20 protein-coding genes are annotated in these 20,201 nt (G+C 66.9%); 16 read left to right on the top strand and 4 right to left on the bottom strand.

Annotated elements, in window-relative coordinates:
* Positions 1 to 21 precede the first annotated feature (21 nt).
* Positions 22 to 846: an outer membrane protein assembly factor BamD gene (locus ACN8ZM_RS09665; RefSeq protein WP_043188314.1), complete on the bottom strand. Its 825-nt coding sequence runs from the start codon at positions 844 to 846 to the stop codon at positions 22 to 24.
* 41 nt (positions 847 to 887) lie between these two features.
* Between ACN8ZM_RS09665 and ACN8ZM_RS09660 the strand changes: the two genes are divergently transcribed.
* From ACN8ZM_RS09660 to ACN8ZM_RS09625, 8 genes are all read left to right on the top strand, one after another.
* On the top strand, positions 888 to 2,096 hold the full coding sequence (locus ACN8ZM_RS09660) for an RluA family pseudouridine synthase (protein WP_043188317.1): 1,209 nt from the start codon (positions 888 to 890) through the stop codon (positions 2,094 to 2,096).
* A gap of 6 nt (positions 2,097 to 2,102) precedes the next feature.
* The gene (gene pgeF, locus ACN8ZM_RS09655) at positions 2,103 to 2,942 is read left to right on the top strand and encodes a peptidoglycan editing factor PgeF (RefSeq protein ID WP_420209892.1); all 840 of its coding nucleotides are present in this window, start codon (positions 2,103 to 2,105) and stop codon (positions 2,940 to 2,942) included.
* 360 nt (positions 2,943 to 3,302) lie between these two features.
* Positions 3,303 to 5,177 (top strand): class I poly(R)-hydroxyalkanoic acid synthase, encoded by a 1,875-nt coding sequence (phaC, locus tag ACN8ZM_RS09650; protein WP_420209891.1) that lies wholly within the window; start codon positions 3,303 to 3,305, stop codon positions 5,175 to 5,177.
* Positions 5,178 to 5,276: 99 nt separating this feature from the next.
* Positions 5,277 to 6,458, top strand: a complete 1,182-nt coding sequence (locus tag ACN8ZM_RS09645) for an acetyl-CoA C-acetyltransferase (RefSeq protein WP_046197065.1) — start codon at positions 5,277 to 5,279, stop codon at positions 6,456 to 6,458.
* Between the two features lie 121 nt (positions 6,459 to 6,579).
* Entirely contained in the window at positions 6,580 to 7,320 is a 741-nt protein-coding gene (locus ACN8ZM_RS09640) for a 3-ketoacyl-ACP reductase (RefSeq protein WP_011352240.1), read from the top strand.
* 119 nt (positions 7,321 to 7,439) lie between these two features.
* Entirely contained in the window at positions 7,440 to 8,006 is a 567-nt protein-coding gene (gene phaR / locus ACN8ZM_RS09635; RefSeq protein ID WP_043188325.1) for a polyhydroxyalkanoate synthesis repressor PhaR, read from the top strand.
* Positions 8,007 to 8,479: 473 nt separating this feature from the next.
* A complete protein-coding gene (locus ACN8ZM_RS09630; RefSeq protein ID WP_420209890.1) occupies positions 8,480 to 9,265 on the top strand; it encodes a lysozyme inhibitor LprI family protein in 786 nt (261 codons plus the stop codon).
* Between the two features lie 216 nt (positions 9,266 to 9,481).
* Positions 9,482 to 10,522 (top strand): NAD(P)/FAD-dependent oxidoreductase, encoded by a 1,041-nt coding sequence (locus ACN8ZM_RS09625; RefSeq protein WP_420209889.1) that lies wholly within the window; start codon positions 9,482 to 9,484, stop codon positions 10,520 to 10,522.
* A 126-nt stretch (positions 10,523 to 10,648) separates the two neighbouring features.
* On the opposite strand, the gene ACN8ZM_RS09620 is transcribed toward ACN8ZM_RS09625, so the two are convergent.
* Positions 10,649 to 10,903 (bottom strand): hypothetical protein, encoded by a 255-nt coding sequence (locus ACN8ZM_RS09620; protein ID WP_420209888.1) that lies wholly within the window; start codon positions 10,901 to 10,903, stop codon positions 10,649 to 10,651.
* Between the two features lie 283 nt (positions 10,904 to 11,186).
* Between ACN8ZM_RS09620 and rimO the strand changes: the two genes are divergently transcribed.
* The 5 genes from rimO to ACN8ZM_RS09595 all read left to right on the top strand — a co-directional run bounded on the left by rimO (position 11,187) and on the right by ACN8ZM_RS09595 (position 15,562).
* Positions 11,187 to 12,548 carry a 30S ribosomal protein S12 methylthiotransferase RimO gene (gene rimO / locus ACN8ZM_RS09615; RefSeq protein WP_027787268.1) on the top strand — a complete coding sequence of 454 codons (1,362 nt, stop codon included), beginning with the start codon at positions 11,187 to 11,189 and terminating at the stop codon, positions 12,546 to 12,548.
* A gap of 3 nt (positions 12,549 to 12,551) precedes the next feature.
* On the top strand, positions 12,552 to 13,478 hold the full coding sequence (locus ACN8ZM_RS09610; protein ID WP_420209887.1) for a sugar kinase: 927 nt from the start codon (positions 12,552 to 12,554) through the stop codon (positions 13,476 to 13,478).
* 69 nt (positions 13,479 to 13,547) lie between these two features.
* Positions 13,548 to 13,706, top strand: a complete 159-nt coding sequence (locus ACN8ZM_RS09605; protein WP_205821989.1) for a hypothetical protein — start codon at positions 13,548 to 13,550, stop codon at positions 13,704 to 13,706.
* Between the two features lie 18 nt (positions 13,707 to 13,724).
* Positions 13,725 to 14,267 (top strand): hypothetical protein, encoded by a 543-nt coding sequence (locus ACN8ZM_RS09600; RefSeq protein ID WP_043188342.1) that lies wholly within the window; start codon positions 13,725 to 13,727, stop codon positions 14,265 to 14,267.
* A gap of 113 nt (positions 14,268 to 14,380) precedes the next feature.
* Entirely contained in the window at positions 14,381 to 15,562 is a 1,182-nt protein-coding gene (locus ACN8ZM_RS09595) for a cystathionine beta-lyase (RefSeq protein WP_089450600.1), read from the top strand.
* Between the two features lie 87 nt (positions 15,563 to 15,649).
* On the opposite strand, the gene serB is transcribed toward ACN8ZM_RS09595, so the two are convergent.
* Together serB and ACN8ZM_RS09585 are read right to left on the bottom strand one after the other, a co-directional pair.
* Positions 15,650 to 16,495: a phosphoserine phosphatase SerB gene (gene serB / locus ACN8ZM_RS09590; RefSeq protein ID WP_043188424.1), complete on the bottom strand. Its 846-nt coding sequence runs from the start codon at positions 16,493 to 16,495 to the stop codon at positions 15,650 to 15,652.
* Positions 16,496 to 16,665: 170 nt separating this feature from the next.
* Positions 16,666 to 17,604 carry a LysR family transcriptional regulator gene (locus ACN8ZM_RS09585; RefSeq protein ID WP_420209886.1) on the bottom strand — a complete coding sequence of 313 codons (939 nt, stop codon included), beginning with the start codon at positions 17,602 to 17,604 and terminating at the stop codon, positions 16,666 to 16,668.
* 122 nt (positions 17,605 to 17,726) lie between these two features.
* On the opposite strand from ACN8ZM_RS09585, the gene ACN8ZM_RS09580 reads away from it, so the two are divergent.
* The 3 genes from ACN8ZM_RS09580 to ACN8ZM_RS09570 all read left to right on the top strand — a co-directional run bounded on the left by ACN8ZM_RS09580 (position 17,727) and on the right by ACN8ZM_RS09570 (position 20,180).
* Positions 17,727 to 18,743, top strand: coding sequence for a zinc-binding alcohol dehydrogenase family protein (locus tag ACN8ZM_RS09580; RefSeq protein WP_420209885.1), 1,017 nt, complete (start codon positions 17,727 to 17,729; stop codon positions 18,741 to 18,743).
* Between the two features lie 159 nt (positions 18,744 to 18,902).
* Entirely contained in the window at positions 18,903 to 19,454 is a 552-nt protein-coding gene (locus ACN8ZM_RS09575) for a DUF6013 family protein (protein ID WP_089450715.1), read from the top strand.
* A gap of 252 nt (positions 19,455 to 19,706) precedes the next feature.
* A complete protein-coding gene (locus ACN8ZM_RS09570) occupies positions 19,707 to 20,180 on the top strand; it encodes a PliI family lysozyme inhibitor of I-type lysozyme (RefSeq protein ID WP_089450597.1) in 474 nt (157 codons plus the stop codon).
* Positions 20,181 to 20,201 lie beyond the last annotated feature (21 nt).

Genomic DNA, 20,201 nt, shown 5'->3' with positions numbered 1-20,201 from the left:
GGGTGCTGCACGGAGCGTTCGTCAGAACTGCCACCACGACTTCTTCGTGCCGGGGCGCGAGTGGCCCGTGACGTACGGGCTGTCGGGGAACGTGCCTGCGAGCACGCGCTTCGTGTCCTCGGCGAGTTGCGGCTGGTTCAGCTTGCCGTACGACAGGATCATGATGTGCAGCGCGTCCTCGATCGCCGGGGCGCCCTTGTAGTCCTTGATCGCGAGCTGCGCACGGTTGATCGCCGCGACGTAGGCGCCGCGCCGGTAGTAGTAGTCGGCCGCGTGCACTTCGTGCGAGGCGAGCGCGTTGACGATGTAGCGCATCCGCGCGGCGGCGTCGGGCGCGTACTTGCTCTTCGGGAAACGGTCGACGACGACCTTGAACGCATCGTACGATTCGCGCAGTGCCTGCGGATCGCGCTCGCTCATGTCCTGGCCGGAGAAGCGTCCGAACAGGCCGAGATCGTCGTTGAAGTGGATCATCCCCTTCAGGTAGTACGCGTACGGGATATCCGGGTGATCGGGGTGGAGCTGGATGAAGCGATCGACGGCCTGGTCGGCGGCGGCCGCTTCGTTGTCCTTCCAGTTGCAGTACGCGACGTTGATCTGCGCCTGTTGCGCGAAGTGGCCGAACGGATCGCGGCCTTGCAGCGATTCGAAATATTTCGCGCACTTGCCCCAGTCGCCGCCGGACAGCGCGTCCTGGGCCTCTGAGTATAATTTGTTGTTCGACCAGGTAGCCGTCTCGTCCTGCTTCTGCGGCAAGCCGTGGCAGCCGGCGATGAGGGCCGCGGCCGCTACCGCCGCAGCCCGGGCGGCGACGGTGATGGCCGTGCGTTTGGTCGAATTCATCATGCTCGCATGTCCTAGCTTCAAGTCTCGGTGACCCAGTCTAAATGACCCGTTCAAGTTCGCAGAATGCCCAGCCGGGCACACCAAATCGCGAAGATTATAGCCCAAGCGATCGGCCCGCCGACGCTGCCTCGGGGGATTCCCTCGATGACGATCTGACCGGCGACGCAATGCAGCCGCCCGTCGTGCCGTCCGCGGCGGTCGATGAGGCGCCGCGCGTCGTCGAAGTGCCGCTGTCGCTCGCGGGCGAACGACTCGACAAGGCGCTTGCCCAACTGTTCCCCGAATTCTCGCGCAGCCGCCTGCAGAGCTGGATCGAGGCGCAGCGCGTGCTCGTCGACGGCGCGCCGGCCAAGATCCGCCAGCCGGTGCCGCTCGGCGCGAAGATCGAGCTCGTGCCCGACCTGCTCCCCGAGCAGCTCGCCTTTACGCCGGAGCCCGTGCCGCTCGACGTGATCTACGAGGACGACGCGCTCGTCGTGATCAACAAGCCGGCCGGCCTCGTCGTGCATCCGGCCGCCGGCAACTGGAGCGGCACGATCCTCAACGGGCTGCTGCATCGCTATGGCGACGCGGCGGCCGGCCTGCCGCGCGCAGGGATCGTCCACCGGCTCGACAAGGAAACGTCGGGCCTGATGGTGGTGGCGCGCACGCTGGCCGCACAGACGGACCTCGTGCGCCAGTTGCAGGCCCGCACGGTGAAGCGCCGCTATTTCGCGCTCGTGTGGGGCACGATGCCCGAGGAAGGCACGATCGACGCGCCGATCGGCCGCGATCCGCGCGAACGCACGCGCATGGCCGTCGTCACGGGCGCGTCGGGCAAGCCCGCGCGCACGCATTTCCGCACGGTTGACACATGCCTGTGGCAACGTCAGCCGGTTTCGGCGATCCAGTGCGATCTCGAGACCGGTCGCACGCACCAGATCCGCGTGCACTGCGCGCATGCCGGGCACCCGCTGCTCGGCGATCCCGTGTACGGGCGCGCGCGTGGCAAGCGCTCGGTCACGCCGCTGCCGGACGGGTTCGCGCGGCAGGCGCTGCATGCGTGGCGGCTCGGTCTCGTGCATCCGGTCACGGGCAAGGCGATGCAATGGCGCTGCCCGCTGCCGGACGACATGAACGCACTCGTCGCGGCGCTCGGCTTCGGGCAGGGCGACGAGGAATTCGACGACGATGACGGTGTCTACGACGATGACGATTTCGGCGACGAGTATCAGGATGACGAGCCGGACCTGGACGATGAGGAGGAGTGAGTGCCGATGACGAACCTGGCGCCGTTGACGTGGCAGGACTGCGTACAGCCCGACTGGCAGGTGTCGCCGCGCGTGCGCGCGCTGATCACGACGCGCGACGGCGGGCTGAGCGAAGGCCCGTACGGGCGCTGGCAGGGCGGAGACGCGCTGCCGGGCGGGATGAATCTCGGCCTGCATACCGGTGACGACCCGGCCCATGTCGCCGGGAATCGCGCGCGCCTGCTCGCGCTGGCAGGCCAGTCGAGCGCTGCCTGGCTCGAGCAGGTTCACGGCGCGCAGATCGTGCGCGCGGACGAGGTGATCGCAGCGGCGCCCGCGGCTGCGGTGCCGGTGCAGGCCGATGCGAGCGTCACCGACCGGGCGGGTGCCGTCTGCGTCGTGATGGTCGCGGATTGCCTGCCCGTGCTGCTGTGCGACGCACAGGGCCGCGCGGTCGGCGCCGCGCATGCGGGCTGGCGCGGGCTGGCGGCCGGCATCGTCGAGCAGACCGCGGCGCGTGTCGCGGCACTCGCGGGCGGTGCGACGGACGCGCTTCATGCGTACCTCGGGCCGGCGATCGGCCCGCGGGCGTTCGAGGTCGGCGCCGACGTGCGTGACGCGTTTCTCGACACGGCCCCGCAGTCGGAGCATGATGAAACCCGGCTTGCGTTCGTCGCGATCGATGGCGCGCCCGGCAAGTTTCTGGCCGATCTCTATGCGCTCGCGCGCCTGCGTCTCGCGCGTGCGGGCGTGGCGCACGTGAGCGGCGGGGCGGCCTGCACGGTCACCGAACAGGCGCGCTTCTATTCGTACCGGCGCGACCGCGTGACGGGTCGCATGGCGGCGGCGATCTGGCTGGCCGATTGACGGGATGCGCATGCGCGTGGGGTTTGCTGCGCCGCAAAATCGGGTTATCTCGATATTTAGGCGGTCATGCCGCGCGGCATGCGCGATTGAATGAAAAATCGCAAAGTCAAGTCGGCCAAAATGTTTTATGTTTCGCCGGAACCCTTGTCCCGTCTGTTGCGCGAGGATTATCTCCGTGCGGAAATGGTCAGTGGTTTGACATGGCGCTTCACATGGGGAAAACGATAATGATAAAAATACCGCACTGCGGCAGAATCTGGAGACGCCTCTCCAGAGCATGACGGCCCGGCTCGCCGCCGGCATGCCGCGCGCGAGCAGGATTTCACGATAGACGCTCACGAATCACCGGTAAGGCAGGTAATGACAGCATCGAAAAAATCGTCGACGTCCGCTCAGGCGGGCACTTCCACGGGCAGCATTGGTTTCGATCCGGCCGCCCAGCCGATGCAGCAGATGTTCGAGTCGTGGTTGAACGCGTGGCGCGGTTTTGCAGATCCGGCACGCGCCGCGACTGCGTCGGCCACCGTGAATCCGTTCGCAACATTCCAGTTTCCGACATCGTTTCCGTTCCAGATGCCGTCGATGCCATCGATGCCCGATCTCGGCGCGATGGCATCGCCGTTCGCCGGGCTCAAGCTGCCGGCCGCCGCGATTCCGCCCGAGCGGCTGCAGGCGCTGCAGGCCGACTACGCGCGCGATTGCATGGCGCTGATGCAGCAGGCGGCCGCCGCGAAGCTCGAGTCGCCCGAACTGAAGGACCGCCGTTTCAGCGGCGATGCGTGGAAGGCGTCGCCGGCGCATGCGTTCGCGGCGGCGTGGTATCTGCTCAACGCGCGTTATCTGCAGGAGCTGGCCGACGCGCTTCAGGCCGATCCGAAGACGCGCGAGCGCATTCGCTTCACGGTCCAGCAATGGACGGCCGCGGCCGCGCCGAGCAACTTCCTCGCCCTCAACCCCGACGCGCAGAAATCGATCCTCGAGACGCAGGGCGAAAGCCTGCGGCAGGGGATGATGAACCTGCTCGGCGACATGCAGCGCGGCAAGATTTCGCAGACCGACGAATCGCAGTTCGTGGTCGGCAGGAACCTCGGGTGTACGGAAGGTGCGGTCGTTTATGAGAACGACCTGATCCAGCTGATCCAGTACACGCCGAAGACGGACACCGTGTTCGAGCGGCCGCTGCTGATCGTGCCGCCGTGCATCAACAAGTTCTACATCCTCGACCTGCAGCCCGAGAATTCGCTCGTCGCGCATGCGCTGTCGAACGGGCACCAGGTGTTCCTCGTGTCGTGGCGCAACGCGGACGCGTCGGTCGCGCACAAGACGTGGGACGACTACATGAACGAAGGGCTGCTCGCGGCGATCGACGCGGTGCAGCAGGTCAGCGGGCGCGAGCAGATCAACACGCTCGGCTTCTGCGTCGGCGGCACGATGCTCGCGACCGCGCTCGCGGTGCTCGCTGCGCGCGGCGAACATCCGGCTGCATCGATGACGCTGCTCACCGCGATGCTCGACTTCACCGACACCGGCATTCTCGACGTGTTCGTCGACGAGGCGCACGTGCAGATGCGCGAGCAGACCATCGGCGGCAAGAACGGCACGCAGCCGGGGCTGATGCGCGGCGTCGAGTTCGCGAACACGTTCTCGTTCCTGCGGCCGAACGACCTCGTGTGGAACTACGTCGTCGACAACTACCTGAAGGGCCGCACGCCGGCGGCGTTCGACCTGCTGTACTGGAACAGCGACTCGACGAGCCTGCCGGGCCCGATGTACGCGTGGTACCTGCGCCATACCTATCTCGAGAACAAGCTGCGCGAGCCGGGTGCGCTGACCGTGTGCGGCGAATCGGTCGACCTGACGCTGATCGACGTGCCGACCTTCATCTACGGCTCGCGCGAGGATCACATCGTGCCGTGGCAGACGGCCTATGCGTCGACGTCGATCCTGTCGGGCCCGCTGAAGTTCGTGCTGGGCGCGTCGGGGCACATCGCGGGCGTGATCAATCCGCCGGCAAAGAAAAAGCGCAGCTACTGGGTCAACGACGGCGACCTGCCCGAGTCGGCGGACGCGTGGTTCGCCGGTGCGGCCGAGCAACCGGGCAGCTGGTGGACGACCTGGGTCGAATGGCTCGACCAGTACGGCGGCCGCAAGGTGGCGCCGCCCGCCCAGCCCGGTACTGCGCAGTTCCCGGTGATCGAACCGGCGCCGGGCCGCTACGTGTTGCAGCGCGATTGACGAAAACCGGACAGCGGCGCACGCTGTCCGATGCACCGCAGTTTTTTTAACAGGGCCGGTAGCGATGCGCCGTGTCGTGCGGGCCTGGAGGAAAGGGAAATGACGGACGTAGTGATCGTATCGGCCGCGCGGACCGCGGTCGGCAAATTCGGCGGTTCGCTTGCGAAGATTGCGGCGCCGGAGCTGGGCGCGACGGTGATCCGCGCGGTGCTGGAGCGTGCGGGCGTGAAGCCCGAGCAGGTCAGCGAAGTGATCATGGGCCAGGTGCTGACGGCCGGTTCCGGGCAGAACCCGGCGCGCCAGTCGCTGATCAAGGCCGGGCTGCCGACGGCCGTGCCGGGGATGACGATCAACAAGGTGTGCGGCTCGGGCCTGAAGGCCGTGATGCTGGCGGCGAACGCGATCGTCGCGGGCGACGCGGAGATCGTGATCGCAGGCGGTCAGGAGAACATGAGCGCGTCGCCGCACGTGCTGCCGGGCTCGCGCGACGGCTTCCGGATGGGCGACGCGAAGCTGGTCGACACGATGATCGTCGACGGCCTGTGGGACGTGTACAACCAGTACCACATGGGCATCACGGCGGAGAACGTCGCGAAGGAATACGGGATCACGCGCGAAGAGCAGGACGCGTTCGCGGCGCTGTCGCAGAACAAGGCGGAAGCCGCGCAGAAGGCCGGTCGCTTCGACGACGAGATCGTGCCGGTGGCGATTCCGCAACGCAAGGGCGAGCCGCTGCAGTTCGCCACCGATGAGTTCGTGCGTCACGGCGTGACGGCGGAATCGCTGGCCGGGCTGAAGCCGGCGTTCTCGAAGGACGGCTCGGTGACGGCGGCAAACGCGTCGGGGCTGAACGACGGCGCGGCGGCGGTGCTGGTGATGTCGGCGCAGAAGGCGGCGGCACTCGGTCTGACGCCGCTGGCGCGGATCAAGGCATACGCGAACGCGGGCGTGGATCCGAGCGTGATGGGCATGGGCCCGGTGCCGGCATCGCGCCGTGCGCTGGAGCGCGCGGGCTGGACGCCGGGCGACCTGGACCTGATGGAGATCAACGAGGCATTTGCGGCGCAGGCGCTGGCGGTGCACAAGCAGATGGGCTGGGACACGTCGAAGGTGAACGTGAACGGCGGGGCGATTGCGATCGGCCACCCGATCGGCGCGTCGGGCTGCCGGATCCTGGTGACGCTGCTGCACGAGATGGCCAAGCGCGATGCGAAGCGCGGGCTGGCGTCGCTGTGCATCGGCGGCGGGATGGGCGTCGCGCTCGCGGTCGAGCGTCCGTAACCGGCCATTCGCGACCCGCGAACCGAATCCGGGTGCCGGCCGATTGCGGCTTCGGCCGGCGTCCCGTGAAGTCAGAGGGGGCCTCAGGCAGCTCTCGAAACCAAAAAATGGAGTGAGATTTATGTCTCAGCGAATTGCGTACGTAACGGGCGGGATGGGCGGCATCGGCACCAGCATCTGCCAGCGTCTGTTGAAAGACGGCTTCAAGGTGGTCGCAGGTTGCGGCCCGAACTCGCCGCGCCGTGTGAAATGGCTCGAGGACCAGAAGGCGCTCGGGTACGATTTCATCGCGTCGGAAGGCAACGTCGGCGACTGGGACTCGACCAAGGAAGCGTTCGACAAGGTCAAGGCCGAAGTCGGCGAGATCGACGTGCTGGTCAACAACGCGGGCATCACGCGCGACGTCGTGTTCCGCAAGATGACGCACGAAGACTGGACCGCCGTGATCGACACCAACCTGACGAGCCTGTTCAACGTGACGAAGCAGGTGATCGACGGGATGGTCGAGCGCGGCTGGGGCCGGATCGTCAACATTTCGTCGGTGAACGGCCAGAAAGGGCAATTCGGCCAGACCAACTATTCGACCGCGAAGGCCGGCATCCACGGCTTCACGATGTCGCTCGCACAGGAAGTCGCGACGAAGGGCGTGACGGTCAATACCGTGTCGCCGGGCTACATCGGCACCGACATGGTGAAGGCGATTCGCCCGGATGTACTCGAGAAGATCGTCGCGACGATCCCGGTGCGGCGTCTCGGCGGGCCGGAGGAAATCGGTTCGATCGTCGCGTGGCTCGCGTCGAACGATTCCGGTTTCGCGACGGGCGCCGACTTCTCGCTGAACGGCGGCCTGCACATGGGCTGAGCGTCCGCGCTGCGCGGGCCGGGTGGCCGCGCAGCCGGGCGTGTTCCGAAGGCCCCCGCCTCCCGGATTCGGGCGGCGGGGATTCGTCACTTGCGCTACGCTGCACTCAAAGGCGTTACATGACTACTACAAAGAAGACGGCCGAACGGCTCATCAAGAAGTACCCGAACCGCCGGCTCTACGATACCGAGACAAGCACGTACATTACGCTGACCGACGTGAAGCAACTCGTGCTGGAGCAGGAGGACTTCAAGGTTGTCGATGCGAAATCCAGCGAAGACCTGACGCGCAGCATCCTCCTGCAGATCATCCTCGAAGAGGAAAGCGGCGGCGTGCCGATGTTCTCGTCGTCGATGCTGTCGCAGATCATCCGTTTCTACGGGCATGCGATGCAGGGCATGATGGGCACGTACCTGGAAAAGAACATCCAGGCGTTCATCGACATCCAGAACAAGCTCGCGGATCAGTCGAAGAACCTGTACGAAGGCAATGCGATGAATCCGGAGGTCTGGTCGCAGTTCATGAACATGCAGGCGCCGATGATGCAAGGGATGATGACCAGCTACATCGAGCAGTCGAAGAACATGTTCGTGCAGATGCAGGAGCAGATGCAGAACCAGGCGAAGTCGATGTTCAGCACGTTCCCGTTCAAGCAGCCGGGCGCGACGGAGCCGGAAAAGAAGTAACGGTTTCGCGGCAGGCCGACCGCGGCGGGCAACCCGTCGGGCGTCGGTGCCGCGAAGCCACGCGGTGCGGGTCGGCCGATCGTGCATACGGGCGCGACGATGTGCGGCCGCCGCCTGCCGAACCCTCTCGCCGACGGTCGTTCATGGCCGTCGGTACCGAATGCGCGCGCCGGGTCGGGCGTGCATGACCGTTGTCCAGTCGATCGAGATCCAGCCACCTACGCAGGAAACCCGGAACATGCCACGCCGGATGGTGTGCATTCCTGCCGGCGCGCGTACCATGAGCGGCGCTGCACGGCGAAGCATGGACGCTGCCTTCTGCGAAATGCGTATCGGCGACCGGGCACGACAGGCCGTGATGGGCGATGCGGCATCGATGCAGTGCGACCAAGAAAAACCGATTGAGAGAGAGCATGCGAGGGATTCGAATGGCATGGGCCCGCAGGCTGGCCGGTCTTGCTGCGATATTCACGATGGGCGTTGGCGTGGCGGTACCGGCCTTTGCGATGGATTGCGCGAAAGCCGTGCAACCGATCGAGAAGCGCATCTGCGCGAACGCCGCGCTGCGCGCGGCCGACGCGCGCATGAATTCGGCTTATGCGGGTGCGTTGAAGGCCGCGCCGGATACCGCTATCCGCGACATGCTGGTGCGTAGCCAGCGCCGCTGGATCGACGCGCGCAACAACCGTCTCGACGCCGATTACGAAGGCCACCCGCTGGCCGTCGACGAAGTGCGCAAGGCCATCGATCGGCGCACCGCCGTGCTGGCCGATCAATCGAGCAAAGGCTTGATCGCGCGTGCGCAGGCCGAGCGCCAGTGGCTCGCGAAATATACGGGCGGCCCGCTCACCGGTTTCGATGCAAACTGCGATTTCCTTCCCGACGATGCGAGTGGCGCGCACGTTACCTACGCGTGCTTTGGTGCGGTCCATGTGCAGCATCGGGCGCGGGTCTGCAGCCAGAGCGAGGACTGGGCGACCGGCGCGGTCTATCAGTACCGGTCGGTGAGCGCGGCGGACGGCGGGAAGGTGCGCCCCGTGGCGTTCTGCGAAGCGCAGGCGCATGGGAGTGCGTGCGACAACGGTGGAGCGCATTCGGCGTGGATGCGGGCGGGGACGTCCGGTGGCGATAATCACGCGTCAGCGCCGGTAGCCGGGTTGCCGCAACTCGATGCGGAAATGTGGCCGATCGGCGATGGAGACGATGCGATGTGGTTCGAACGGTGCCTGAAGGCGTCGGTGTTTCCGGACATGCGGTGACGCGCCGGATCGAGTGTTTGAGCAGGGCCCGCCTCGGCGGGCTTTTTCGTTTCCTTAGTCCGCGTCAGGCGCAGCGGATGTCGATCGATTGATCGTTTTGATGCCAGGCCGAGCGAGCGGGCGAGATGATTCGCGATGCCGGGCGGCAGGCAACCGCCCAGCGGCGAAGAGGGGCGGACGGTATAGTCGGAATCCCGCAACGTCCGAATGTCATTCATGGGAAACAACATGCTCCGCGTCGTCGTGGTCGGCGGCGGCATCGTCGGCGCATCCACCGCATGGCATCTTGCGCGATCGGGCGCGCAGGTCACGCTGCTGGAACAGCAGGTGACGGCCGCAGTCGGCGCGACCCACTGGTCGTTCGGCTGGGTGGGTACCGGCAGCGCGCTTCCTTCTGAAAACCCGTCCAGCTTCTCCCGCACGCTCGCAGCGCTCCCGGAGTTCGCCCGGCTGGCGCGCGACCTGGGCCCGTTGCCGGTGACGACGCGCGGGGCGCTCGTCTGGCTGGACACGGATGCGCAGACCTCAGCATTGATCGACGAACAGCGCGCGGCCGGCGTGCACATGGAAGCGTTGGGCCGTCGAGAGGTGGCCCGGATGGAGCCGCGTCTTGCGCGGCTTCCCGAGTTGATTGCATGGGCACCGGACGATTTCGTGGTCGAGCCGATCGACTTGACGCATCAGTTGCTGGCCGGTGCGCATGCGGCCGGCGCGCAGGTTCGGTGCGGTTGCGCAGTCGACGCGGTCGAAACGCGCAATGGACGCGCTGTCGGTGTGCATACCGCGCATGGGGATGTGCCGGCGGATGTCGTCGTCCTGGCGAATGCCGCTTCCGCGGTTGCCATCGCCGCGGGCCTGGGCGTGGCCTTGCCCGTTCGCGAGAAGCCGGCCGTGTTGATGCGTTTCGCTGCGGAGCCGGGCCTCATCAGCCACCTGCTCTACGGACAGGATCTTGAAGTGCGTGTCGGCCCGTCGGGCAGCCTGGTGTCGGCCGCGGATGCTCCGGAAGAGGGTGACAGCGGGCTTGCCGCGCTCGCTGCCCGTACCGCCTCGGACATTTCGGCGCTGTTTGCCGATCCGCCGACCCTGACGCCACTCTCCGCGAAATCGGCGCTTCGGCCGATGACGAACGACGGGGTGCCGATCAACGGATTTCTGCCGGGTGTTGCAGGGGTTTATGCCGTCGTCGCGCATCCCGGCGTGATCCTGGCGCCGCAGCTTGGGCGACTGGCAGCGAGCGCGATCACGGGCGCGTAATTCGACGCACGCGCCCGTCAGGAAGATCAGGAAGGGGTGACACGCGTCGTGATGCTGCGCGCAGCGCCAGGGGCGGCGCTGCAGCGTTGTCGGTTCAGACGAGAGTCACGCGTCTCGCGTAGTCCGTCAGTGCATCGGATCGAAATCCTGCCCGTCGTCCGACGGAGGCAGGTCGAGCACGAGCTTGACGGCGCTGTAGTTGGCCTTGAGCGAAAACACGCGGCCGATCACGAAAAACGTCTGTCGCGAATTCTCGAGTTCGACGAAGTCGCCCGGTTGCGGCACATGCGCGCCCTGGTCATACGAAAAGCTGGTGCTGGTCTGTTCGCCGATGGCTTCCGCTGCGTGCTCGGTGAATTCGATCGTGATGTGGGTGGTCATGCGAGCCCCGTTGGGTCGATTGAAAAGGATGGACGCGTGGATTTTCTCATAGCGGGCTGCGGCGACGGGGCGATTCTTGCTGGCTGACGGGCGTTGGGGACAGAGCCGCAACGCGGCTGCGCCAGAAATGAAGGGGCATATCGGAGCAGGCTCGGCAGCAGGCCCGGAACGCACCGGGCATTCGAGCGGGCGACGCGTATCGTCGTCAACCGCTCGTTTTTGGATCGCCGGACACTAAATCGCTGTAAACTCACGCTTTTGCTGCCACGCCCCCACATTCCAGATGTCCCAATCCCCCAAAGTAGGGTTCGTATCCCTCGGGTGCCCGAAAGCGCTCGTCGACTCCGAACAGATCATCACGCAACTGCGCGCCGAAGGTTATGAAATCTCCGGCACCTACGACGGTGCCGACCTCGTCGTCGTGAACACCTGCGGCTTCATCGACGAAGCCGTGCAGGAAAGCCTCGACGCGATCGGCGAAGCGCTGACCGAGAACGGCAAGGTGATCGTCACCGGTTGTCTCGGCGCGAAGTCGAGCGCGAGCGGCTCGAACCTGATCGAGGAAGTCCACCCGAAGGTGCTCGCCGTCACCGGCCCGCACGCAGTGGGCGAAGTGATGCAGGCCGTGCATTCGCACCTGCCGAAGCCGCACGACCCGTTTACCGATCTCGTGCCCGCGGCCGGCATCAAGCTCACGCCGCGCCACTACGCGTACCTGAAGATTTCCGAAGGCTGCAACCACCGCTGCACGTTCTGCATCATCCCGTCGATGCGCGGCGACCTCGTGTCGCGCCCGGTCGCCGAAGTGATGCTGGAAGCCGAGAACCTGTTCAAGTCGGGCGTGAAAGAACTGCTCGTGATCTCGCAGGATACGAGCGCGTACGGCGTCGACGTGAAGTACCGCACGGGCTTCTGGAACGGCAAGCCGATCAAGACGCGCATGACCGACCTGGTCGCCGCGCTCGGCGAACTCGCCGCGCAGTATGGCGCATGGGTGCGCCTGCACTATGTGTATCCGTATCCGAGCGTCGACGAAGTGATCCCGCTGATGGCCGAAGGTCCGTTCAAGGGCCACGTGCTGCCGTACCTCGACGTGCCGTTCCAGCACGCGCATCCGGAAGTGCTGAAGCGCATGAAGCGTCCGGCGAACGCCGAGAAGGTGCTCGAGCGCGTGCAGAAGTGGCGCGAGATCTGCCCGGACCTGACGATCCGCAGCACGTTCATCGCGGGCTTCCCCGGCGAGACGGAAGAGCAGTTCGAAACGCTGCTCGACTTCATCCGCGAGGCGGAACTCGATCGCGTCGGTTGCTTCGCGTATTCGCCGGTCGAAGGCGCGACTGCAAACGAACTCGACGGTGCGCTGCCGGACGAAGTCCGCGAAGAGCGCCGCGCGCGCTTCATGGAAGTCGCCGAGGAAGTGTCGGCGAACCGCATCCAGCGCAAGGTCGGCAAGACCCTCAAGGTGCTGATCGACGAAGTCAGCGAGGAAGGCGGGATCGGCCGCACGGCGGCCGATGCGCCGGAGATCGACGGTGTCGTCTATGTCGAGCCGGCGGCGAAGGCATCGAAGCGCTACAAGGTCGGCGATTTCGTGTCCGTGAAGATCACGGGCGCCGACGGTCACGATCTGTGGGGCGAGGTGTAAGCGATGAGCGCCGCATTTCCGGAGATCCTCGCGCTCGGCGAGGCGATGATCGAATTCAACCAGTCGCAGCCGGGCCGGCCTGAATTCCTGCAGGGCTTCGGCGGCGACACGTCGAACTTCTGCATCGCCGCGGCGCGCCAGGGCGCGTCGACGGGCTTCGTGTCGGCGATCGGCGACGATCCGTTCGGCCGCTTGCTGGCCGACATGTGGCGCGCGGAACGCGTCGACACGACGTACGTGCGGATCGACCGTGCGGCGCCGACCGGCGTGTATTTCGTCACGCACGGCGCCGACGGTCACCAGTTCGACTACCTGCGCGCGGGCTCGGCGGCGAGCCGCTATGCGGTGGGCGACCTGCCGCTCGACGCGCTGGCCGCCGCGAAGGCCGTGCACCTGTCGGGCATCAGCCTCGCGATCAGCACGGCTGCGTGCGACGCCGCGTTCGCGGCGATCGACCATGCGCGCCGCCACGGCGCGAAGGTCAGCTTCGACACGAACCTGCGCCTGAAGCTGTGGCCGCTGCCGCGCGCTCGCGCGGTGATGCGCGAGGCGCTGCGCCAGACGGACATCTGCCTGCCCAGCTGGGACGACGTGACGGCGCTCACGGGCGCGAACGATCGCGACGCGATCGTCGATGCGATGCTCGAACACGGGCCGCAGGTCGTCGCGCTGAAGCTCGGCAAGGAAGGCGCTTACGTGGCGACGCCGAACGAACGGCGTGTCGTGCCGGGCTTCACGGTTAACGCCGTCGACGCGACAGGTGCTGGCGACTGCTTCGGCGGCGCTTTCGTCGCGCGGATCGTCGCGGGCGACGATCCGTTCGCGGCAGCGCGTTATGCGAACGCCGCGGCGGCACTGTCGACGACGGGCTACGGCGCGGTCGCGCCGATTCCGCACCGCGATGCGGTGGAGCGCCTGATGCAAGGCTGATGCGGCATGCGCACGCCGGCCACGGCACCGCACGAACGCTTCATTCGATCAGCAGGATGAGGAGCCGACATGCAACGTGAAGGGGTGGTGGTGAGCGGCGTGCGTACCGCGATCGGCGATTTCGGCGGCAGCCTGAAGGACATCGCGCCGATCACCGTCGAGGCGCCGTACGAGTTGCAGCGCATCGGCGGCGGGCAGCGCATCGCCGCGATTTTCGAGCGAATCTGAAGCAAGGAGCAACACAAGGTGGGTCGATATTCGCAATGGCAACGGGCGCTCGTCGTCGCGGGCGCGCTGGCGGCGGGCATGGCGATGCCGGGTGTGAGCGCGGCGCAGGCCGTCGCGCCGGGCGTGCAGCAGGATGAACCGGCACTGGCGCGGCCGCTGAAGCCGAATCCCGAGTTCGCCCGCCTGCCGCGCTACGAAGGCACGCTCGGCGACCGGCCGATCGTCGTGCATCTCGGCCCGAAGACGGACGAGGAAGGCGTGCACGGCGAATACCAGTTCGCCGATACGGGCGAAGTCGTGCTGCTCGCGGGCGATCGCGATGGCGACACGCTCGAAATCGAGGAATCGAACGACGGCACGAACATCACCGGCGTGTGGATCGGCCGCTTCGACGCGACGGGCGACCTGAAGGCCGACCGGATGAATTCGGACGAGTCGGATCCGCAGCCCGTCGTGCTGCGGCTTGCGCCGGGCAAGCGCGCGGCGCTGCAGGTGCGCGACGGCCGCGTGCAGGAAATCGAGACGGTGGGCGGCGTCGTCAACCTGCGCACCGACGACTGAACCCGCGCTGGCTCGGTGCGCGCGGCGCGCATTGTACCGGGCCAGCCGCGCCGATTTTGGCTAATCTAGCGACATATTCCGCAACCGAACGGCCTCGTGCCCGGCTTCCTGTCATGACTGCATCCACTCCCAAGCGCGCGCTGCAAACCCGTATCGTTCAACCCGACGACGTGATCCCGGAAGGCTTCCGTTCGTTCGTGCCGCCCGTCGCGCGCGCGTCGACGGTCGTGTTCCCCGATCTCGCGACGATGCGTGCGCTCGTCTGGCACAACGACAACCAGTGGCGCTACGGGCTGCATGCGACGCCGACGTCGCTCGCGCTCGCGCAGCGGCTCGCCGAGATCGAGGGCGGCACGCATGCGCTGCTGCAGCCGTCGGGCCTCGCGGCCATCATGAACGTCTACTTCGGGATCGTGAAAGCCGGCGACGACGTGCTGATTCCGCACAACGTGTACGGGCCGAACGCCGATTTCGGCAACTGGCTCGCGAAGGATTTCGGCATCACCGCGCGCTTCTACGATCCGCTGATCGGTGCCGGCATCGCCGACCTGATCCAGCCGAACACGCGGCTGATCTGGATCGAGGCGCCCGGCTCGGTGACGATGGAAGTGCCCGATGTGCAGGCGATCGCGGCGGCCGCGAAGGCACGCGGCGTCGTGACCGCGATCGACAACACGTTCTCGGCCGGGCTCGCGTTCAAGCCGTTCGAACACGGCGTCGACATCTCGGTGCAGGCGCTGACCAAGTACCAGTCGGGCGGCAGCGACGTGCTGATGGGTGCGACGATCACCGCGAATGCGGAACTGCACGCAAAGCTGAAGCTCGCGCGGATGCGCTGCGGCGTCGGCGTGTCGGTCGACGATTGCTCGCTCGTGCTGCGCAGCCTGCCGAGCATGCAGGTGCGCTTCGACGCGCACAGCAAGAGCGCGCTTGCGCTCGCGCAATGGCTGAAGGCGCGGCCGGAGATCGCGGCGGTATTGCACCCGCAGATCGCCGATTGCCCGGGGCACGCATCGTTCGTGCGCGACTTCACCGGCGCGGGCGGGTTGTTCTCGGTGGTGTTCGACGAACGCTACAGTGCGGAGCAGGTCGACCGCTTCGTCGAGTCGCTCGAACTCTTCGCGATCGGCTGGAGCTGGGGCGGCGCGTGCAGCCTTGCGATGCCTTACGACGTCGCGTCGATGCGTCCGGACTGGCCGCATCGCGGCACGCTGGTGCGTTTCTATGTCGGCCTGGAAGACGAAGCCGACCTGCGTGCGGACATCGAGCGCGCGATGCAGGCTGCGCTGGGCTGATCGCTAGTCGATTACGTTCAGCAGAAAAACAAAACGCCGGCGCGATGCAATATCGCGCCGGCGTTTTTCATTGCGGATTCCGCAGGATCAGAACAGCCGCAGCAGCCCGTCGAGGCCGACGTGATCGAACGCGACCGTCGCCGCGTCGCGCACGACGGGCTTCGCGTGATACGCGACCGACAGCCCGGCTTCGGCCATCATCTTCAGGTCGTTCGACCCGTCGCCCATCGCGATCGCACGGCTCGGCTCGAGGCCGAGCGACGCGCACGTCTCGCGCAGCAGGCGCGCTTTCACGTCGGCGTTGACGATCTCGCCGAGCACCTTGCCGGTCAGCTTGCCGTCGACGATCTCGAGCGTGTTCGCATGGGCGTAGTCGAGGCCGAGGCGCGCCTTCAGCCGCTCGGTGAAGAACGTGAAGCCGCCCGACACGAGCAGCGTCTTCATGCCGGCAGCCTTCACGCCGGCGAGCATTTTCTCGGCGCCCGGCGTCAATTGCAGCCGCTCCTCGTACACGCGTTCGAGCGCGTGCGCGTCGAGCCCGGCCAGCAGCGCGACGCGGCGCGTGAGGCTTTCGTTGAAGTCGCGGATCTCGCCGCGCATCGACGCTTCGGTGATCTCGGCGACCTGCGTTTTCAGTCCGCAGAAATCGGCGATCTCGTCGATGCACTCGATCGTGATCAGCGTCGAATCCATGTCCATCACGGCGAGCCCGAAATCGCCGAGCGTGCGGCCGGCCTCGACGAACGCGAAGTCGAGTGCGTGCGTGCCGCAGTACGCGTCGATGTCGAGGCGTTGCGCCGGGCTCGCGTCGTCGATCCGCAGCGCGTGATCGTCGATCCGCACGATGCGGGTGCCGCGCGACAGCGCGAGCAGCGGTTTGTGATGGGCGTCCGACAGCGGCGCAAGACTCTGGATGACGAGGTTGTGGGTCATGACGGGATGGTTGGGAAGCGAATGAAGTGCGGATGCGGCCACCGGGTGGCCGCCTGCCGATGCGGGCCCCGTCCGGCGTCGGGCCCTTGCGTGGCGAACGCGCCATTGTAGCCGGTTGGCCGCGCGCGGCGGTCGGGGGCGGATCGAAACCGTGCGCGGTGCGGCGGTCATTACTGGTCCGCGCGATCCCAGTACGGTGGATCGCCGAAATGCTCGGCCAGGAACGCGATGAAGGCGAGCGTTTTCAGCGGGACGTGCGCGCGGCTCGGGTAGACGGCCCAGATCGCGATGTCTTCCGCGAACGGATAGTCGTCGAGCACCGTGACGAGCGCGCCGCTCGCGAGCAGCGGGCCGACGTCCCAGGTCGACTTGATCGCGATTCCGAAGCCGTCGACGAGCGCTTCGCGGATCGCCTCGCCGTTGCTCGCGACGAGCCGGCCGCCGACCCGCACCGTGAGCGGGCCTTGGGGCGTGGCGAACGACCAGTCGCGCTGGTCGCCGAGGATCACGCACTCGTGTTGAGCCAGGTCGGCCGGATGGCGCGGCGTGCCGTGCTCGGCGAGATAGGTGGGCGAGCAGCACAGCACGCGGCGGTTCGCGGCGAGCTTGCGGGCGACGAGCGTCGAATCCTTTAGCGTGCCGAGGCGGATCGCGACGTCGTAGCCGTCGTCGACGAGGTCGACGATCTCGTCCGACAGCCGCAGGTCGAGCGACACGGACGGATAACGGCGCAGGAACGCGGGAATCACTGGCGCGACATGCTGGCGGCCGAACGACGACGACATCGACACCTTCAGCCGCCCGTACGGCTCGGTGCGGCCGTGGCCGACCGACGCGCGCGCGGCGTCGGCGACCGACAGCAGCGTATCGGCGTGCGCCATGAAGACTTCGCCGTCCTGCGTGAGGCTGATGCGGCGCGTGGTGCGGTGCAACAGCCGTGCGCCGAGCTGGCGCTCGAGCTGCGCGATGCGGGCGCTCGCGACCGCGGCCGACACGCCGAACTCGCGCCCGGCCGCGGTGACGTTCGCGAGCAGCGCCGCGCGCACGAACAGCGCGACGTCGAGCAGGTCGAGCGGTTTGTCGGGGGCCGGAATCGGATCGGAGGCCATTATTCTGAAAATCCTGAAAATGTTTCAGGAAATATAGCGGTTTTCTCAAATGATCGGGTTGCCTACGATGACGTTCATGGGGCCGCGCCGTGGCCCGGAGGATTTCCTGAAGGAGTTTCGTGATGAAAGCCGTTGGACTGACCCGTTATCTGCCGATCGACGACCCGCAGGCCTTGCTCGACGTGGAGCTGCCGCAGCCCGTGCCGGGCCCGCGCGACCTGCTCGTGAAGGTCGAGGCGATTTCCGTGAACCCGGTGGACACCAAGGTGCGCGCGCCGAAGCCGCAGGTCGAGGACACCCCGCGCGTACTCGGCTGGGATGCGGCCGGCACGGTGGTCGCGGTCGGTGCCGACGTCACGCTGTTCCGGCCCGGCGACGAAGTGTTCTACGCGGGCAGCATCACGCGGCCGGGCGCGAACAGTGAATTCCATACGGTCGACGAGCGGATCGCCGCGCTGAAGCCGCGCACGCTCGATTTCGCCGCGGCGGCCGCGCTACCGCTCACCGCGCTGACCGCTTGGGAAGCGCTGTTCGACCGGCTGCGCGTGTCGCCGCAGGGTGCGGACGCCGGCAAGTCGGTGCTGATCATTGGCGGCGCGGGCGGCGTGGGCTCGATCGCGATCCAGCTCGCGAAGACGCTCGGCAAGCTGCACGTGATCGCGACCGCGTCGCGGCCGGCCTCGGCCGACTGGGTGCGCGCACTGGGCGCGGATACGGTGGTCGACCATTTCGGCGACTTGCCCGCACAGTTGCGCGAGGCCGGGCATCCGAACGTCGACTACGTGCTGATTTTCAACGACACGGATCGTCATTTCCCTGCCGCGGCGGAAGTCATCCGGCCGCAGGGCGGCATTTGCACGATCGTCGAGAACGGCAAGCCGGTGCCGGTCGAACTGCTGAAGGCGAAGAGCGCCGCGTTTCACTGGGAATTCATGTTCACGCGTGCAATGTTCGAGACGCCGGACATGATCGAGCAGCACCGGATCCTCGGCGAAGTGGCGCGGCTGGTCGACGGCGGCACGCTGCGCACGACGCTCGGCGAGCAGCTCGGCCCGATCAATGCGGCGAACGTGCGGCGCGCGCACCAGCTGCTCGAGGCCGGGCGCGCGATCGGCAAGCTCGTGCTGAGCGGCTTCTGAGCCGGCATCGCACGTAAGGTTGCGGCGCCGCGAACGCAAGCGGGGTAACACCCGATGCGTTTGCGGCGCATTGCCCGCCGCTTGGCGGTAGACTGGCAGCGCATCATGCATCGAAAACCGCGCGGCACGCGCGTGCCGCCGCATACCAAGGAGGTCAGCATGAGCCAACGCAGCTTGTCAGTCGCCGCATCGTGGTCGGTCGTGCTCGCGGCGGCGTGCGTCAGCGCGAGCGTATTCGCGGCGCCGCCGGTCAAGGGCAGCCTGAAGGGCGGCGGTACCGGACAGCTCGAATACACCGTCAAGGTCGACTCGAAGACCTTCGGCAATACGCAGGAGACCCGCAAGATCCGCTCGGGCGAGACGGACGACTTCAACTGGAAGTCGGTGCCGCCGAGCGGGGCGGTCGCGATGCCGGACGGGTGCCCGAACGCCGACAGCCTGCCGCGCGACGAGAACGGCGCGATGGTGCGCCAGACCCAGGTGCGGCTCGCGCCGTCGATCGACGCGAAGGGGATCGCCAACGTGCAGATGAGCTTCCAGGCGGCCGCGCCGAAGGGCACGCGCAACGTGACGGTCGGCGGCAAGTCGCTGCAGTGTCCGGACGTCGTGTCGGTGAGCCAGGTGAAGTGGGTGTCGATCTCGACCAACGGCGGGTCGAAGTCCGTCGCGATGAGCGATGGCACGAAGGTGACGGTGTCGATCAAGCGCTGAGCGGTGCGCGCGGGCTGGTGCCGGAGCCGGTGCGCGCACAACGGCTTCGACTCGCGCCTGCCCCGCGCACGTGACCGTTTCGTGTCGCCGTCACGGTGAATTCCCGCGACCTGCTTCGCGGTAGCATGCATGCTGCCTCAGCGGCATGGCAGCCGTTCGACGTACGACAGCATCGCGTGGCGACCTGCGTGACGTCATGCGATTGTCACGCTATGCTCGCCCGCATCATCACCTTCCTGTCACGACATCCCGATGAAATACCGAATGCGCGCGTGGCTGTGTGCCATTGCGTTCGTCGCCGCGCACGCGCACGCGGCCGACGATTGTGGTTTTGTGAAAAAGGTCGAGTTGCCGTCGCGGCAGCAGGTGGCCGTCGTGTCGAGCGGTGCGCTCGAGCCGTGCTCGACCGGCAGTTACGCGGTGCGCGTGTATTCGACCGCGCATGCGGCTCCTGGCTTCGATACCGACGATTACGTGACGGGCGCGCTGCATGCGCGTGACGGTACGGTCACCGATGCATTCACGGCCGACCTCGGTGCACGTGCGCCGCAGGCGCTCGTCGTGACGACGCGCTCGGCCGGCAGTGGCGGCTATGTCGGTGCGCAGGCCTATGTGACGACGCCGCGCGCGGTGCGGCTCGTTGCGTCGGTCGACGGGCTCGCGCCGGACGCGGACATCGCGGCCGCGTTGCGGCAGGCGCTCGGCAAGCGCCGCGGCGTGCGCTGACCGGCGAACCGCGCGAACGCA

Origin of the sequence: Burkholderia aenigmatica (genome assembly GCF_048627025.1) — a bacterium.
GTDB classification, from domain to species: Bacteria; Pseudomonadota; Gammaproteobacteria; order Burkholderiales; family Burkholderiaceae; genus Burkholderia; species Burkholderia aenigmatica.
The sequence above is the reverse complement of the archived record's forward strand: the minus strand, read 5'-3'. Positions and strand labels throughout refer to the sequence as shown.

Bases quoted from the DNA above. Each gene is read 5' to 3' on its own strand.
- rimO (WP_027787268.1), top strand. From the start codon at position 11,187: ATGTCCCAATCCCCCAAAGTAGGGTTCGTATCCCTCGGGTGCCCGAAA.
- ACN8ZM_RS09620 (WP_420209888.1), bottom strand. From the start codon at position 10,903: ATGACCACCCACATCACGATCGAATTCACCGAGCACGCAGCGGAAGCC.
- ACN8ZM_RS09665 (WP_043188314.1), bottom strand. From the start codon at position 846: ATGATGAATTCGACCAAACGCACGGCCATCACCGTCGCCGCCCGGGCT.
- ACN8ZM_RS09585 (WP_420209886.1), bottom strand. From the start codon at position 17,604: ATGGCCTCCGATCCGATTCCGGCCCCCGACAAACCGCTCGACCTGCTC.
- phaC (WP_420209891.1), top strand. From the start codon at position 3,303: ATGACAGCATCGAAAAAATCGTCGACGTCCGCTCAGGCGGGCACTTCC.
- ACN8ZM_RS09575 (WP_089450715.1), top strand. From the start codon at position 18,903: ATGAGCCAACGCAGCTTGTCAGTCGCCGCATCGTGGTCGGTCGTGCTC.
- ACN8ZM_RS09580 (WP_420209885.1), top strand. From the start codon at position 17,727: ATGAAAGCCGTTGGACTGACCCGTTATCTGCCGATCGACGACCCGCAG.
- ACN8ZM_RS09595 (WP_089450600.1), top strand. From the start codon at position 14,381: ATGACTGCATCCACTCCCAAGCGCGCGCTGCAAACCCGTATCGTTCAA.
- phaR (WP_043188325.1), top strand. From the start codon at position 7,440: ATGACTACTACAAAGAAGACGGCCGAACGGCTCATCAAGAAGTACCCG.
- ACN8ZM_RS09605 (WP_205821989.1), top strand. From the start codon at position 13,548: ATGCAACGTGAAGGGGTGGTGGTGAGCGGCGTGCGTACCGCGATCGGC.
- ACN8ZM_RS09645 (WP_046197065.1), top strand. From the start codon at position 5,277: ATGACGGACGTAGTGATCGTATCGGCCGCGCGGACCGCGGTCGGCAAA.
- ACN8ZM_RS09630 (WP_420209890.1), top strand. From the start codon at position 8,480: ATGGGCGTTGGCGTGGCGGTACCGGCCTTTGCGATGGATTGCGCGAAA.
- ACN8ZM_RS09660 (WP_043188317.1), top strand. From the start codon at position 888: ATGACCCGTTCAAGTTCGCAGAATGCCCAGCCGGGCACACCAAATCGC.
- ACN8ZM_RS09625 (WP_420209889.1), top strand. From the start codon at position 9,482: ATGGGAAACAACATGCTCCGCGTCGTCGTGGTCGGCGGCGGCATCGTC.
- pgeF (WP_420209892.1), top strand. From the start codon at position 2,103: ATGACGAACCTGGCGCCGTTGACGTGGCAGGACTGCGTACAGCCCGAC.
- serB (WP_043188424.1), bottom strand. From the start codon at position 16,495: ATGACCCACAACCTCGTCATCCAGAGTCTTGCGCCGCTGTCGGACGCC.
- ACN8ZM_RS09570 (WP_089450597.1), top strand. From the start codon at position 19,707: ATGAAATACCGAATGCGCGCGTGGCTGTGTGCCATTGCGTTCGTCGCC.
- ACN8ZM_RS09640 (WP_011352240.1), top strand. From the start codon at position 6,580: ATGTCTCAGCGAATTGCGTACGTAACGGGCGGGATGGGCGGCATCGGC.
- ACN8ZM_RS09610 (WP_420209887.1), top strand. From the start codon at position 12,552: ATGAGCGCCGCATTTCCGGAGATCCTCGCGCTCGGCGAGGCGATGATC.